Source organism: Desulfovibrio sp. SGI.230 (assembly GCF_050313065.1).
In the GTDB taxonomy this organism is placed as follows: domain Bacteria; phylum Desulfobacterota; class Desulfovibrionia; order Desulfovibrionales; family Desulfovibrionaceae; genus Desulfovibrio.
Map to the genome: position 1 here is coordinate 22829 of NZ_JBNPKS010000013.1, position 15579 is coordinate 38407.

Genomic DNA, 15579 nt, shown 5'->3' on the forward strand with positions numbered 1-15579 from the left:
ATTCCCTCTCCCGGCCTGCTGTTGCAGACGCCATCTTTCCTATCCGCTTTCCCGTCCCGCATCCCTGCCGCCCCGGCGCAAGATTCCGGCCCCCTGCCCTATCGGTCAGGGACAGCGCAGGGCCGCGCCCATCAAACGGCTAGGCAGCGCGGCCGTCAAAGCAAGGCGGGGAAGCTGGAGCTACCTTTCCCCCGCAGCCGCATGAGCCATCCCCTATTGCGGGTGCTCGGCATCATAACGCCGGATGCTGGCGATGAAGGCATCTTCCAGCGTGGGGTCCTCAGGCACGCCCGGCAAGCCCCGGCAGGAGGCCTTGAGCTCGTCCGGCGTGCCCATGCTGATCATGGCGCCCCGGTAGATGAGGGCCATGCGGTCACAGTATTCGGCTTCTTCCATGAAATGCGTGGTCACCAGCACCGAGGCACCGGCCTCGGTCATGGCCGTGATATGCTTCCAGAAGTCCCGGCGGGTACGTGCGTCCACGCCCGATGTGGGTTCGTCCAGAAACAGCACCGGCGGCTCGTGCAGGGTGGCGCACAGCAGGGCCAGGCGCTGCTTCTGCCCCAGCGGCAGGCTGTGGGTGCGGCTGTCCAGAAAATCGGTCAGTTCCAGGGCCTGCGCCAGCACGGGCAGCAGGGCCTTGCGGCGTTCCGGGGCCAGACCGTACAGCTCCGCACAGGTCAGGATGTTCTCGCGCACCGGGATGTCCAGATACAGGGAAAATTTCTGCGCCATGTAGCCCAGACGCGAACGCGCCGCACTGCCCGCACGCAGCAGGTCCACGCCGTCCACGCTGCACTGGCCCGACGTGGGCCGCGACAGGCCGCAAAGCATGCGGAAGGTGGTGGACTTGCCCGCACCGTTGGGCCCAAGAAGACCAAAGATCTCCCCGGCGCGCACCGTGAAGCTGATGTGGTCCGCCGCCGTGAAATCCCCGAAGCGCTTGGTCAGCTCCTTGGCCACGATGCGTTCCGGCGCTTCCACGGTCAGTTGCGACACATGCCCGCCGCTCTCGCCGCCTGTCCTGCCGTAGGGCGAAGGCTCCTGATTGAGGCCGCCCACCATGTGCATGTAGGCGTCTTCCAGACGGGCGGGGACGTTCTCGCCCCCGGCCTCGCGCACGGCGGCCCGGGTGCTTTCCGGGGCATCCCGCCCCAGCAGCACGCGGATGCGGCTGCCCTGCATCAGGGCGTCTTCCACGCCCGGCGTCCGCGTCCAGCGGGCCAGGGCCGCCTTGCTGCCCTCGCTGCCCGGCGACACATGGAACACGCGCCCTTCCACCCGGGCGGTGAGCCCCTCGGGCGGGCCGTCGTAAAGGATGCGGCCGCCGTCCAGCATGATGATGCCCGGACAGCGCGCGGCCTCGTCCAGATAGGCCGTAGACCAGATGACGGTCATGCCGTCGTCGCTCAGTTCGCTGACCATCTGCCACAGCTCCTGCCGCGACAGAGGGTCCACGCCCACGCCGGGTTCGTCCAGCAGCAGCACGCGCGGCGCCCCCAGCAAGGCGCAGGCGATGCCCAGTTTCTGCTTCATGCCGCCGGAAAGGCGTCCGGCCAGACGGCGGGTGAACGGCCCCAGCGAGGTGAAGGCCAGCAACCTGTCGAACAGGGCATCGCGGGCCTCGCCCTCCAGACCGCGCAGACGGGCGTGCAGGCGCAGGTTGGCCATGACGGAAAGGTCTTCATACAGGCCGAAACGCTGCGGCATGTAGCCTATGCTGTTGGGCGCGTCCGCCGCCACCTCACGGGCGGGACGACCGAACAGCAGGGCCTGCCCCGCCGCCGGTTCCATGAGCCCGGCCAGCAGGCGCAGCAGGGTGGTCTTGCCCGCGCCGTCCGGCCCCACGAGACCGGTGATGCGCCCTGCCGGGATGCGGGCATCCAGGCCGCGCAGGGCCTCCACGGCCCCGAAGCGCATGGCCAGACCGCGCAGCTCCACGGCGATGCCGCCCTGCGGCGTCGCGGCGTCCTGCACAGCCTCAGGGGTGGCGGCAGCCTGCCGGCCGGCTTTCCCGCTCCGGTCATCGCCATCGGCACGACCATACGCAGACCGGGCCGTGTCCGGCACCCCGGCTGCCCGACGCCGCCACCAGGCGGACCAGAAGGACATTAGGGCTCCACCAGGGTCACGGTCACGGGCATGCCCTGACGCATGACGTTATCGGGATCGTCCACCTGCACCCGCAGACGATAGACCAGCGAGGTGCGCACTTCCATGGTCTCCACGCTCTTGGGCGTGAACTCCGCCGCCGGAGAGATGAAGCCCACCCGGCCCGAAAATTCCTTGTCCGGCACCGCATCCACGCGCACCCGCACGGCCATGCCCGGCTTGATGCGCCCCAGTTGCGGCTCGTCCACATAGACGCGCAGCCACACCGGGTCCACCAGGCTCAGGGTGTACACGGTCTGCCCGGCCTGCACGATGGCCCCGGCCTCGCGGGCACGGGTCAGGACGATGCCGTCCTGCGGCGCGGTCAGCAGCGCATCACGCAGCCGGATCTCCGCCAGTTCCAGTGCCGCCGCCGCGGCATCCACCGCCGCCCGCTGGGCCAGCACCTCTTCCTCGCGGTAGCCGGACAGCAGCATGTCGAGCTGTTCCTGCGCCGAGCGCAGCTCCGCCCGGGCCGACCTGTCCGAACTGCGCGCGTTGTCCAGCTCCTTCTGGGAGATGGCGTTGCGTGCGCGCATGGCGCTGACGCGGTTCAGATTGATGGTCGCATTGTCGGCCACGGCACGGGCACGGGCCACGGCGGCGCGGGCCTGTTCCACTTCTTCCGTGCGGTAACCGCGCTCCAGGCGAAGCAGCTGGGCCTTCTGTCCGGCCAATTGGGCCGCCGTCTGGTCCCGCTGCTGGCGCAACAGGTCGTCGTCCAGACGGGCCAGCTCCTGCCCGGCGCGCACGCTGTCGCCTTCGTCCACCAGCACCTGGGCGATACGGCCATCCACGCGGAAGCTCACATCCACCTGACGGATTTCCACATTACCGTACAGCACCAGGCTCCCCTGCGTCCTGTCCCACAGGAAGTACCAGCCCAGCGCCACGGCCACGCCCACAAGCAGCACCGCTGCCAGAATCTTTTGCCGCATATCTCTCTCCCGCATGGAGCCCGGTCAGGAAGGAAGTCCCCCTGCGCCCCGCAGCCCCGGACACGTCTCCATTCTGGCCCCGGCTTGGGAATCCGGCATGATACCGGCCGGATGCGACCGTCAGGGCCCTCAGGCTAGGCAGCATACGAAGATTGTCCCGCCCTGTCCATCCGGGGCGGGGATGGGGATGGCGGCGATGGCGGGGGAGGAAGGGGCGTTTTTTGTAAAAACTGCCCCTTCCTCCCCCGTACCCCCTCCAACCCCGAAAAAACTTTGCTCCGGTCGGTATGGCAGGTCCCCGTCTTTGAGCGACGGCAGGAGATTCCCGCCCCGGTCCATGAAACAAGAAAGACTGATAGCTGTGCAGGATATAAGGGAAACATAAGCTCTCAGCATCCGGCACGGAAGGTGGAACAAAAGACAGGAGCCCACCGCAGACCGGGGAACACGGGCCGGCGGCTGTACGGCAGGCCATGCCGGACAAGCGAAAGATGAGGACAGGGAAGAAGGGGCAGGAAAAAGACAGGCTCCATGACGACGGCGCTGGGGAAGCGCAGACAAAAAAGCCCGTCGCAGGACACGACGGGCCGGGGAACATGGACAGGAGAGCCGCTGCCGTCAGGTCAGGACAGCGGGGAAAGGGACAGGCTCACGCAGGCATGGCTGCCGCGGGGCCTTTTCCCGGAAGGGTCAGCGGTCTTCCTCCTTGCGCCGGGCGGAAAATTCTTCCAGACGCTTTTCCCCGGGACCCGGGGCAGGACGACGGGGCATTCAGCCGCAACCGCCATTCTTGAAGACCCAGCGCATGACGAGGAACATGACGATGATGCCGATGACGGCGAACAACGGTCCAGGCATATGACCTCCCGGGCATGATGCATGCCCTGTGGTTACGGGTTATCCCGGCAGCTGCGCTTCGGCACGCCAGGCGGCCAGCGCTTCCGGGAAGGGAGAGAGCACGCGTTCCAGCACGCCCTGCGCCAGCGAGATGCACATGCCGTAATTGGTCATGGGCAGCCCGTGGGCCCGGGCTTCGTCCAGCCGGGCCAGCATCTGGCCGCGCGTGATGGCGCAGGCGCCGCAATGCACCACGGCGGCCGCGTCTCCCGCATATTCGGTAAATTCCTTGCCGGCCAGCATGGGGGTCTCCACGGGGCCGCCGGCCAGCCGGGCCAGCAGGCGCGGGATCTTCACGCGGCCGATGTCATCTTTTTGCGCATGGTGCGAGCAGGCTTCCTGCACCAGCACGGTCTGGCCGGGCCGCAGACGGGTCAGGGCCGCCGCCCCCCGGGCCAGATCCACCAGATCGCCCTTGGCGCGGGCCATGAGGATGGAGAACGTGGTCAGGGGCACGGACGGCGGCGTCAGGCGCGCGGCCACATGCACCACCTGCGAATCGCAGACCACCAGATCCGGCGGCTCCCGCAAGGCGGCAAAGGCCTGCGGCAGCTGCTCTTCCGTCACCACAAGGCACAGGCAGCGGCCGTCCAGGCTGTCCCGGATGGTCTGCACCTGCGGCAGGATGAGGCGGCCCTGCGGCGCCCCGGAATCCAGCGGCACCACCAGCAGCAGCGTGCCGTGCTCCGGCAGCAGGTCGTGCACCAGCGGCGGCTGTTTCAGGGCCCCGGCCGGAGCCAGACGGGCCAGCGCCGCCCGGATGCCTTCCAGTCCCCAGCCTTCCCGGGCCGAGGCCCAGAGCACGGGGACCGTCGCGGCAAGGCCGTCAGGACGCCATGCGGCATCACAGGTGTCCGCCGTCCCGCGGCTGTTGACCACCACGGCAAAGGGGATGCCCGCAACGGCCAGACGGGCGGCGGTGTCGGCGTCCACGGCCTCCCAGCAGGGGGCATCCAGCACCAGCAGGGCCACGTCCACCCGGCGCATGGCCCGCAGGCTGCGCTCCACCCGCTGGACGCCCAGCGAGGCGTCCCGATCGTCCAGCCCGGCCGTATCCAGAAAGACCACCGGCCCCAGGGGCGCCATCTCCAGCGTCTTTTCCACCGGGTCCGCCGTACTGCCCGGCGTGGGGGAAACGATGGCCACGTCCTGACCCACGAGCGCGTTGAGCAAGGAAGACTTGCCCGCATTGCGCCGCCCGAACAGACCGATATGCAGGCGCAGGGCCTTGGGACTTTCGTTCATGCCGAACTCCTTCATGCTGGCCGCCGGTCATGCCGGACGACACGCCTTAACTTGTATGCTGAAAATCCTGATACGGAAGCTACGGGAGGCAACAGGACAGGCCCATGCCTTCAGCCGCGCTCCCGGCCTTTCCTTCCAGATATAGGAACGCCACGGGCACCTGTCCATGCCGTCATCATCGAAAGAGCATAAAACACTGCCCCGCCGCACATTCCAGGCCCGCTTGCAGCAGCTCTCCCCGTTCCCTGGCCGTCGCCGCCACAGAAGCCTTTCCTCACCAAAGACAAGGGGGGCCGTTCCACACCTGCCCTGTCACGGACATCCCGGCATGAGGGGACGGATGATGAAGCGGCTCACCCAAGCCCCGTGCCACTCCCCGGAAACATCCCCACGGCCACCCCGCGATGTCCCTGCCCCCGCAGACAAAGACGGGGACCCGCCATACCGGCCGGAACAAAGTTTTTTCGGGGTTGGAGGGGGTACGGGGGAGGAAGGGGCAGTTTTTACCAAAAAACGCCCCTTCCTCCCCCGCCAAAACATCTCGCTCTCCCCTGCCTAAGCTTCCGGCAGCGCATGCTCCAGCCCGGCGCCCGCAATGGCGCGTCGCACGGCGTCCATGTCCACCACAGCCTTGTGGTCGTAGATGCGGTAGGCAGCCCGACGCGCCGCCGGGGTGAAGGAAGGCATGAGCACGTTGCCGCCCGCGGCAAGGCCCTGCCGCTGACCGTCTTCGGGGCGCAGGCTGGCCAGCGCCGTGGTGGCGGGCAGGTTGGCCCAGGGCAGGGCCAGACGCAGCACGGCCATGACCCGCAGGCACAGCTCCGTGGAGCCGCGCGGTTGCCGCCCCAGGGGCGTATCGGCCTGGGGCACGAATGGCCCGGCCCCGCACATGGCCACGCGCATGTCCCGCACCAGCAGGATGTCGTCCACCAGACTTTCGGGGCGCTGACCGGGCACACCGACCATGAAGCCGGAGCCCACCTCATAGCCCAGCTCCGCCAGCCAGGAGAGGGCCCGCAGCCGGTCGGCCAGACGATAGCCGGGATGCAGGGCGGCATAGAGACGGACATCGGCGGTCTCGTGCTTGAGCAGGAAGCGGTCGGCCCCGGCCTCCCGCCACAGGGCGTACCATTCGCGCGGCTGCTCGCCCACGCTCAGGGTCACGGGCAGGCCGAAGCGCTCCTTGAGGCCGCGCACTATCTGCGCCAGCCAGAGAGGGTTGCGGGCCATCTCGCCCGATTGCAGCACCAGCGTGTCCACCCCGGCGGCCACGGCCTGTGACGCGGCCCGCAGCAGCTCCGCCGCCGACAGGCTGTAGCGGGACAGACGCCTGTTCTCGTGGCGCAGGCCGCAATAGCGGCAGTTGCGGCGGCAGACATTGGAAAATTCCAGCAGGCCGCGCACATGCACATGCCGCCCCTTGTGCCGCAGGCGACACTGGTGCGCCAGGGCCTGCAACTCCGGCCAGGGCAGGTCGAAAAGCAGCTCGCGCACTTCGGCCCGGGAAAGGGAGGGGATGGAAGCGGGGGCCGCGGACGGAGAGACAGACTCGGGACAGGCCGTCACGGGGGAAGACGGTGCGGGTTCCGGCATGGCGGGATCTCCTGGAAAGACTGGCGGGACAGGAAGGGCCCTGCCCGGCGGGATGGAGGAAGGAAAAGGCGGCAAACGCCACGGGGAAAGCCCGGGGCCGCTCCCGGCAGACAGGAGCAGCCCCGGAAAAGGCTGTTGGCCTAGAAGCGGAAGTCCCGCTGCCCGGCCTCGATGGCGCTCAGGCACCGGATGGTGCGGGCGCGCACCTTGTCGCTGGGGATCTTGTCCAGCTCCTTCCGGATCATGTCCAGGCCCACGGCCCGGGTGGCGGGCGAGGCGTAGTCCTGCAGATATTCCTTGAGGGTCAGCAGGGCATTGGGATGACAGCAGTTGAGGATCTGGCGGCTCTTGCACAGGCTCATGAAGCGGTCGCCGGTGCGGCCCTCGCGGTAACAGGCCGTGCAGAAGCTGGGGATGTGGCCCTGATCCATGAGCCAGCGGACAACCTCGTCCAGGGTGCGGCGGTCGCTGACATCGAACTGGGCGGAGTTCTCGTCTTCGGGCTCGGGCTCGCAATAGCCGCCCACGCTGGTGCGGGAGGCACCGCTGATCTGCGAGACGCCCAGGGGCAGCACCTTTTCGCGCACGGCCTGGCTCTCGCGGGTGGAGATGATCATGCCGGTATAGGGCACGGCCACGCGGATACAGGCACAGATGCGGGCAAAGGTCTCGTCGTCGATGCCGTTGTCGAAAACGTCGGGATCGATGTCGTCGGCCTTCTTGATGCGCGGCACGCTGATGGTGTGCGGGCCCACGCCGTGCACGGCCTCCAGATGCTCGGCATGCATGAGCAGGGCCGCAAATTCGTAACGATAGCCTTCCAGACCGAAGAGCACGCCCAGACCCACGTCGTCGATGCCGCCCTGCATGGCGCGGTCCATGGCTTCGGTATGCCAGGCATAATCATGCTTGGGGCCCGCGGGGTGGAGCTTTTCGTAGCTCTGCTTGTGGTAGGTCTCCTGGAACAGGATGTAGGTGCCGATGCCCGCATCCTTGAGCATCCGGTATTCTTCCACGGTGGTGGCCGCGATGTTCACGTTGACGCGGCGGATGGCCCCGTTCTTGTGGCGGATGCCGTAGATGGTGCGGATGCAGTCGAGGATGTAGCCGATGGGGTTCATGGTGGGGTGCTCGCCCGCTTCCAGGGCCAGACGCTTATGGCCCATGTCCTGCAGGGCGATGACCTCGCGGGCCACTTCCTCCTGGGTCAGCTTTTTGCGGATGATGTGCTTGTTGCGGGCGTGGTAGGGGCAGTAGACGCAGCTGTTGACGCAGTAATTGGACAGGTACAGCGGCGCGAACATGACGATGCGGTTGCCGTAGAACTCGTGCTTGATGCGGTTGGCCAGCCGGTACAGGGCCTCTACCCTGTCCGGCAGCTCACAGGCCAGCAGGACGGAGGCTTCCCGGTGGCTCAGGCCTTTGCAGAGCGCGGCTTTGGCAAGGATGCTGTCGATGAGCCCGGCATCGCGGGCGTGTTCCGCCGCCCAGGCAAGGGTCTCCTGCACCTCTTCGTGATCTATGAATTCTTCGGCATGCAGGGAATGGGGATCATACATGGCAAACCTCTCTGGCGTGCGCCGTTTTCGGACAGGACACAGGGCTCGACAGAGAGGAACGGAAACCGTCCCAGGGTCAGGTGGCCCCCTTTCCGCAGACGGCAGGATGGCTAGAATTTGTGTTCGTAAGGATAGGGAGAAGCGGCGAACATCTCTACATCACGGGGATTGGGGAACGTCCCCGCCTCCACCAGACGGCGATACCCGGCGGACTGGTCTGCCCAGCGGGTATGCAGCAGTTTTTCGGAAAGCGGGCCCAGCGGCCGCTTGAGATAGGCGGCATACAGTTCCCTGACCTGGGCGTTGTCCTGCGAGGCCCGCACGGGAAAGGCGGCATCCGCGCCGTAGACACCGTGGATGCGGTCCAGCATGTAGTCCCTGATGTCCCGGAACCTGGCCACAGCCACACCGGCCATGCGCAGGCTGATCATGGCACCGCCCGCGACCACGCAGGCCGCACGCAAGAAACCGCGACGGGTCAGATGCATCATCTTCATGGTGTATCCTCCTAAACTTCCGCGCGGTCAAGGCGTTGCCGCAGCGAGGCATACAGGCTGGTGGCCCGGCGCCGGGCCTGCTCCAGCAACGTGGGCATGATAGGCTGCCCGCCGCCGCAGACGCAACCTCCGGGACAGGCCATGAATTCGATGAAGTGATACGGAGACCTGCCCGCGCGCACCTCGTCACACACTTTTTTGAAACGCTTGGCTCCGTGGACCACAGCCACACGCAGCTCCGTGCCTTTGATGGTCAGCGTGGCTTCCTTGAGGCCGTCCAGACCGCGCACGGTCTTGAAATCCCAGCTTTGGGGCTTGCTGCCCGTGATGGCTTCATAGGCGTAGCGCAGGGCGGCTTCCATGACACCGCCGCTGACGCCGAAGATGGTGGCCCCGCCCGACGATTCGCCCATCAGGCTGTCGCGGCCGCCATCGGGCAGCGAGGCAAAGTCGATACCGGCTTTCTTGATGAGCCAGGCCAGCTCACGGGTCGTGATGGTGGCGTCGATGTCGCGCCGGCCGCTGGCCGCCAGCTCAGGCCGCAAGCCTTCGTATTTTTTTGCGATGCAGGGCATGATGGAGACGGTGTAGACCGTGTCGGGGGCATAGCCCATACGCTCCGCGCCGTAGGTCTTGGCCAGGGCCCCGTTCATGCCGATGGGCGACTTGCAGGACGAGAAGTGCGGCAGCAGGTCGGGATAAAAGGTCTCGGCATATTTCTGCCAGCCCGGGCAGCAGGACGTGAACTGGGGCAGGTCGCGGCGCGCGGCCAGACGCTCCACGAATTCCGAGGCTTCTTCCCATATGGTCACGTCCGCGGCGAATTCCGTATCCCAGCAATGGGCGAAGCCCAGGGCCTTGAGTGCGGAGAGCATCCTGCCCGTGCTGACCGAGCCCACCGGCAGGCCGAAGCAGTCGCCCAGGGCGTAACGCACGGCAGGCGCGGGCATGGCGATGCAGCGGACATCCTTGCTGGCAAGCTTCGCTTCCAGCTCGGGGACCCAGCTCTGTTCCTCATAGATGGCCAGCTCCGGACAATGGGTCAGGCACTGGCCGCAGTTGATGCAGGCTTCGGGATGCGGGATGGCGTGCTCCCGCCCCACCTCGCCAAAGATGGCCCCCGTGGGGCAGTACTCCTGGCAGGTATCACAGCCGACGCAACGTTCGGCATCGATCTGCACGAACGGCAGGGTACCGGGATGCGGCCCCGGCTGCGGCACATGCGGCACATAGCCGATATGCTCCATCTCGATGCGCTTCATGAATCCTCCTTGGGGGAAAGCTCCTGCCCGGCGGCAGTAAGCAGGACGCTGCGTACTTTCACACCGGGAATGTTCCCCAGTTTTCCGGTCATCGCCCCGAGGGCATCCGTACTGCCGTCCACCAGCAGGGCGATGATGCTCAGGCCCCGCTCACGGTACGGCACGCCCATGCGCCCCACCACCAGATCGGCATACTGGCTGATGACGTTGTTGACGGAAGCCGCCCGGGCCTGCCTGTCGTGGATGGCGAGGGCCACCACACCTATCCGTTTTTCCTGACTGACCATGTCGTATCCGTGTCCCCAAGACGGTGACGCGCGGCGGCACGGCCCCGGCGCCCGGTGCGCCGGTCATGGCCGGCTTGCGGCCCGCCCCTGCGGGCCCGCCGCACGTGATATGCCTGCACGCTGCCCCTGCCTGCGCCGGATGCCGGGGCCCTGAAAGCAATCAGGGGATACCGGTGGCAAGTCGGCATCCCCTGAGCGGTCTCCCCGACTGCCAAGAAGAGGAAGACAGGAGGCGTATGCAATCGTGTTATTTTTTATAAAAACGTGTTACCAGCTTTGTAGCCTCCCCTCCGGCCTGTGTCAAGGGAGGCAGAAAAAAAGCCGGGAAGATGATCATGGATCATCCTCCCGGCACAGAGCGTCGTCATCTGCCTGCCGCCGGTCCGGACGGGCGTCCCGTCAGCGACGGCAGGTCACAGGCAACGGGGACCTGGCCCCCGGTTACACCTTGCCCTTGGTGGCAAAGTTCTCCACGGCCTTGGCACCCTTGGCGGCGGGCATCACCACACCGGCGCCGCCCACGCAGCCGCCCACGCAGGTCATGACCTCCACCAGGTTGCCGGGGCAGCCGCCCTTGACGAAGGACTGCAGCTTCTTGAGGCCCTGGGGAGAAAGGCCGTTGATGGCCACGGGACGCACCTCGAAGCGGTCGCCCACCAGCTTTTCCACAGCGGCGGACACGCCGCCCGCGATGGCATAGCCGCGCGCCTCGTTGCTGGGGCGCTCCAGCTCGTGCTCTTCGCACTCTTCCACCACGATGCCGCGGGCATTGAACAGGGCGCCCACTTCTTCGAAGGTGAGCACGTAGTCCACCATCTCGTCGTGCAGGCCTTCCTGGCGCTTGGCCACGCAGGGGCCGATGAAGACCGTCACGGTGTCGGGATGGCGCTCGCGGGCGATCTCGGCCGTATAATGCATGGGCGTGGCGGTCTCGGACACATGGGGCAGGAGCTCGGGCGCGTGGCGGCGCACGGCTTCCACATAGGCCGGGCAGCAGGAGGTGGTCATGAAGGTGTCGCCGCGTTCCATGCGTTCCACGAATTCCGCGGCCTCACGCTGCGAGGTGACGTCGGCGCCCAGGGCCACTTCCATGACGTCGCTAAAGCCCAGACGGCGCAGGGCCGTGACGATGCGGGCCGGGCCGCCGGGGAACTGGCCCACGATGGCCGGGGCCATGAGGGCCGTCACATGGCGGCCGCTGGCCAGGGCACGGAGCACGGGCAGCACTTCGCTGCGCTCCATAACCGCACCGAAGGGGCAGGCGCGCATGCAGCGGCCGCAGCTGGTGCACTTTTCAAAGTCGATCTCGGCGCGGCCCTTGTTGCCCTTGTGGATGGCGCGCACCGGGCAGGCCGCCTCACAGGGGACATTGAGGCGCACGATGGCATGGTAGGGGCAGGCGTCCATGCACATGCCGCAGTTGCGGCACTTTTCGGGGTCGATGGTGGAGCGGCCGCGAGAGAAAGAGATGGCCCCAAAGCGGCAGCTGCCGATACAGGAACGCGCCACGCAGCCCTGGCAGGCGTCGGTCACATAGTAACGGGCACGCATGCAGCCCTGGCAGGCGATGTCACAGACCGTCAGGATGGGCCAGTTGGGCTCCTTGCGCTCCAGGGCCTCTTCGGCATAGGTGCGCAGGGGGATGGAGTCGTCCGTCTCGTCTTCGAGGCGGAAGCCCATGGCGGCACGCAGGCGTTCGCGCAGGATGGCGCGGTCCTTGTAGATGCAGCAGCGGCTCATGATCTCGCTGCCGCGCGGGCGCATCAGCAGGGGGATGCGGTCCACGTCTTCCGGCAGGGTCCCGGCCCAGAACGAAAGGGCCAGACGTTCGATGACGCCGAGGCGCAGCGAACTCAACATGTTGTCAGTCTTGGTAGCGGGCATGGTCTCTCCTTGCGGTGGAACGTCCGATAGGATGTTCGTCCGAAGACAGGCAAATGGCGATGGCCGGGACATCCGGCACCAGGGACAGGCGCCTCGAACAGGCGCGACAGGACAGGAGCGGCTCCCCGGACGCACGGGGCCGGGAGGCTGGCCGCTGCGCACGGGAAGAAGGATGCACGGCAGGGTGCCGTGCCGGGATGACTGTTTAATTAAACAAACAAGATTTGCAATAATAGCGAATATTTTCACATATTGCAAGAAGGAGCCCAACGCCCCTGCGGGCCGGGAAAAATGCCCGCATCCGCCGCTAGCGGCGACCGGGGACGGGCTTGCGGCTGCGCATGAGCGGTTTGCCCAGGTGCATGTCCTGGGCGATGGCTTCCACCTCGCGGGCACGCTCGTCCGTACCGCGCATGACCACCATCACCAGATAGAGCTTGCCGCTGCGCTCCATGCGGGTGCGCAGGCCGCGCCCTTCCAGACGCTGGCGCAAATCGTCCACGATGCCGGGATCGCGAAACGCCCCCAGCTGGAAGACGAAATCATATATGTCGGTGGGCGTTGGCGGCGGCGCCTTTTCCCCCGCGGGCACGGCAGGCTGCATGCCCGGAGGCATGGGCGGATAGGCGGGGGCCCCTGCCGCTGCAGGTTTGGGGGCCTGGGCAGCCGGCAACGGCGGCGAAACAGGCTCCAGACGCGCGCCGGGCTCGGCACGCAGGGCACGGGAAAAACGCAGCTCCGAGGCCGCCAGCACCGAGGCTTCGACCAGGGCATCCTCTGAGTTCTCGGCATCAGCGGCCGTCTGGGCTTCGCCCGCGGCGGCGCTCTCTTCCTTTTCCCCATCCGTGGCGGCCGCCGCGGCCAGGGCCGCACGGGATTCCTCAAGGCTGCTGGCCCACTGGGCACGGCCTGTCATCACACCGCCAAGATACGCCAGCACGAGGGCCGCCAAAAAAAGCACGCTGGCCGTCACCAGGACCGGCAGGGTCACTTTCAGCCCTGCGGCGGGCGTCTGCTGGGAAGTATCCTGCGCACGGCGGGACGAAGACATGGCGGCTCCTTGGAAAACGGCGTGTTGGGAAAAAGGCGGACAGTCCCGCCCGACTGATTCCTATACCAGCCGGGACGGGCAGCGTAAAGGCCCCTCCTCTCCCGCTCCTCCGCCCTTCCGCCTGCAATGCCTTGCGGCCCCGGCGGGCCTTTGCTACACCTACAGCATGCCGCACGCTGCTGTGCGGTCCGATCCTGCCAACTACGGCCGACGTGCCGTCCCAGCCCTTCGGGACTGCAACCTGACGAGGTCCGACATGTTCCATCCCTGCCGTCTGCTTGTTTTTCTGACCCTTGTGTTCGTCTCCCTGCTCGCGTCCTCCCCGGCCTTCGCGGCCAGAGACACCCCGGAAGACGAAAAAAGCCTGACCATCCGCAACGAAAGCGCCGAAGAGCTGCTGAGCATCCGCTTCACTGTGGGCAACCAGGCCAACTATGCCCGTCTCGACCTCCTGCCCGGCGGCGAAGACCAGCTGCTCAATCCCGGCGGCACCGCCGACCTGCGCATGGATATGGGCCTGTATCTGTGGGACTTCAACAAGGTCCGTCTGGCCGGCGTCCAGAGCCTGACCCTGTGCGGCGAACACCATCCCTGCCTGCTGGTCCGCGGCCTTGACGGCAAGATCAGCCACGTCAACGGCACGGAAAAATCCCTGCTGCCCGCAGAAGATGCCCGGCCCGTCTGCGCCCTGAGCAAATTCCGGCCCGGCATGCTGATGAAGGACGCCTGCGCCCTGCTGGAAAAGGACCCCCTGCGCGATGACGGCGGCGCCGTGCTGACCAGCCTGGGCTTTGCCGACATGGTCTGGGCCGCCCGCCTGACGCCCTACACCCCCGGCGATGACAATGTGGAAGCCTTCCCGGTCAAGGCCGGCGGCGAGGTGCTGGAGCATGTGGAACTGCGCCAGAAGCTCAGCGACCAGCGCCTGGACGCCCTGCTGGCCAGCCTTTACAACATGGGCTACCGCCCCTGGCAGGCCGAGCTGCCGGGCCTGGACATGAATTTCACCGAGATGCCCGTGGCTGACCAGAAGCGCCAGATGGAGATCCTGCACATGGCTCTGGGCATGCTCATGAACGCCCCGCGCGGTGACGCCTGCATCATGATGGCCCCCGGCGACATGCTGCCCGACCTCATCAGCGATACCCCCCGCAAGGACGTGCAGCTGTTCACCATCACCGTGCGCCGTCCCACCGCCACCCTCATCGTGGACATGACCGCGTACAGCGCCTCGTTCTAGCAGATACGGACGAACCTGCCCAAAGGGCCTCCGCTCCCATCCGGGAAGGAGGCCCTTTTTTTGCGCCATCATGCAGGGCGAACAGGTCCCCCAACCAGACGACATGCCGCGAGGGCAGCCTTTCATCGTGCTGCCACGGCGAACAGCGACCGGGCGAACGGCCCGTACGCCCCTCCTTCCCCGCGGCCCGCCGGAAAAACAAAACGCCCCCTTTGCAGGGGGCGTTTGCATTCCAAAGATGCGGGCCAGGCTTACAGCTTGCCGGCGCGCATGTCGCGCAGCCACTGGTACCAGCCTTCCAGGCCGGAACCGTCACGGCAGGAGACCTCGAACACGGCCAGTTCCTTGTTGAGGCGGGTGGCGAAATCCCGCGCCCGTTCGCGGTCGAAGTCCACATAGGGCAGCAGGTCCACCTTGTTCAGCACCATGGCCTTGGCCAGGTTGAACAGCAGGGGATACTTTTCGGGCTTGTCGTCGCCTTCGGTCACGCTCAGCAGGGCCACCTTGGCGTCTTCGCCGCAGTCGAATTCCACGGGGCAGACCAGGTTGCCCACGTTCTCGATGAACAGGATGTCCACGCCGTCCAGGTCCAGGCTCTCCATGGCCGTCATGATCATGTTGCTGTCCAGGTGGCAGCCGCCGTCGGTGTTGATCTGCACGGCCTGGGCGCCCGTGGCCGCCACGCGGCGGGCATCGTTGTCGGTCTGCAGGTCGCCTTCGATGACGGCCATGCGGAACTCGCCGGCCAGGTCATGCAGGGTGCGTTCCAGCAGGGTCGTCTTGCCGGCGCCCGGCGACGAGATCAGGTTCAGGGCCAGGATCTTGCGCTCACGCAGCTTCTCGCGCACGCTGGCCGCGATCTTCTCATTGGCTTCCAGAACGTTGCGCACCACAGGAATTTGCATCGTTTCCTCCCGGAACTCCGGCCCTTTTCCTCAGGGCCCGCCTGGCGGCAGTATGGCCGCAGGCCGTCGG

Annotated in this window: 12 protein-coding genes; 1 reads left to right on the forward strand and 11 read right to left on the reverse strand. The window is 66.8% G+C overall.

The genetic code is table 11. The annotated features are described in order from the left end of the window. Window positions 1-213: 213 nt before the first annotated feature. From ACQRAG_RS09775 to ACQRAG_RS09820, 10 genes are all read right to left on the reverse strand, one after another. Window positions 214-2112: an ATP-binding cassette domain-containing protein gene (locus ACQRAG_RS09775; RefSeq protein ID WP_329968980.1), complete on the reverse strand. Its 1899-nt coding sequence runs from the start codon at window positions 2110-2112 to the stop codon at window positions 214-216. Beyond that, window positions 2112-3089: an efflux RND transporter periplasmic adaptor subunit gene (locus ACQRAG_RS09780; protein ID WP_300706077.1), complete on the reverse strand. Its 978-nt coding sequence runs from the start codon at window positions 3087-3089 to the stop codon at window positions 2112-2114. The genes ACQRAG_RS09775 and ACQRAG_RS09780 overlap by 1 nt, the downstream gene beginning before the upstream one ends. Before the next feature lie 897 nt (window positions 3090-3986). After that, the gene (gene hydF, locus ACQRAG_RS09785) at window positions 3987-5231 is read right to left on the reverse strand and encodes a [FeFe] hydrogenase H-cluster maturation GTPase HydF (RefSeq protein ID WP_427804050.1); all 1245 of its coding nucleotides are present in this window, start codon (window positions 5229-5231) and stop codon (window positions 3987-3989) included. A gap of 555 nt (window positions 5232-5786) precedes the next feature. Next, a complete protein-coding gene (gene hydE, locus ACQRAG_RS09790; protein WP_427804051.1) occupies window positions 5787-6824 on the reverse strand; it encodes a [FeFe] hydrogenase H-cluster radical SAM maturase HydE in 1038 nt (345 codons plus the stop codon). 140 nt (window positions 6825-6964) lie between these two features. Beyond that, on the reverse strand, window positions 6965-8383 hold the full coding sequence (hydG, locus tag ACQRAG_RS09795) for a [FeFe] hydrogenase H-cluster radical SAM maturase HydG (RefSeq protein WP_304038402.1): 1419 nt from the start codon (window positions 8381-8383) through the stop codon (window positions 6965-6967). Between the two features lie 110 nt (window positions 8384-8493). Beyond that, a complete protein-coding gene (locus ACQRAG_RS09800; RefSeq protein WP_427804052.1) occupies window positions 8494-8880 on the reverse strand; it encodes an iron hydrogenase small subunit in 387 nt (128 codons plus the stop codon). Between the two features lie 11 nt (window positions 8881-8891). Beyond that, window positions 8892-10142, reverse strand: a complete 1251-nt coding sequence (locus tag ACQRAG_RS09805) for a [FeFe] hydrogenase, group A (RefSeq protein WP_427804053.1) — start codon at window positions 10140-10142, stop codon at window positions 8892-8894. After that, a complete protein-coding gene (locus tag ACQRAG_RS09810) occupies window positions 10139-10429 on the reverse strand; it encodes a TM1266 family iron-only hydrogenase system putative regulator (RefSeq protein ID WP_204626558.1) in 291 nt (96 codons plus the stop codon). Before ACQRAG_RS09810 ends, ACQRAG_RS09805 begins: the two co-directional genes overlap by 4 nt. Window positions 10430-10870: 441 nt before the next feature. Continuing rightward, a complete protein-coding gene (locus ACQRAG_RS09815; protein WP_204675219.1) occupies window positions 10871-12313 on the reverse strand; it encodes a 4Fe-4S dicluster domain-containing protein in 1443 nt (480 codons plus the stop codon). 307 nt (window positions 12314-12620) lie between these two features. After that, window positions 12621-13364, reverse strand: coding sequence for an SPOR domain-containing protein (locus ACQRAG_RS09820; protein ID WP_303876245.1), 744 nt, complete (start codon window positions 13362-13364; stop codon window positions 12621-12623). Window positions 13365-13620: 256 nt separating this feature from the next. On the opposite strand from ACQRAG_RS09820, the gene ACQRAG_RS09825 reads away from it, so the two are divergent. Beyond that, window positions 13621-14604, forward strand: a complete 984-nt coding sequence (locus ACQRAG_RS09825) for a peptidoglycan glycosyltransferase (protein ID WP_303740232.1) — start codon at window positions 13621-13623, stop codon at window positions 14602-14604. A gap of 251 nt (window positions 14605-14855) precedes the next feature. On the opposite strand, the gene hypB is transcribed toward ACQRAG_RS09825, so the two are convergent. After that, window positions 14856-15509: a hydrogenase nickel incorporation protein HypB gene (gene hypB / locus ACQRAG_RS09830; RefSeq protein WP_168935377.1), complete on the reverse strand. Its 654-nt coding sequence runs from the start codon at window positions 15507-15509 to the stop codon at window positions 14856-14858. Window positions 15510-15579: the final 70 nt, after the last annotated feature.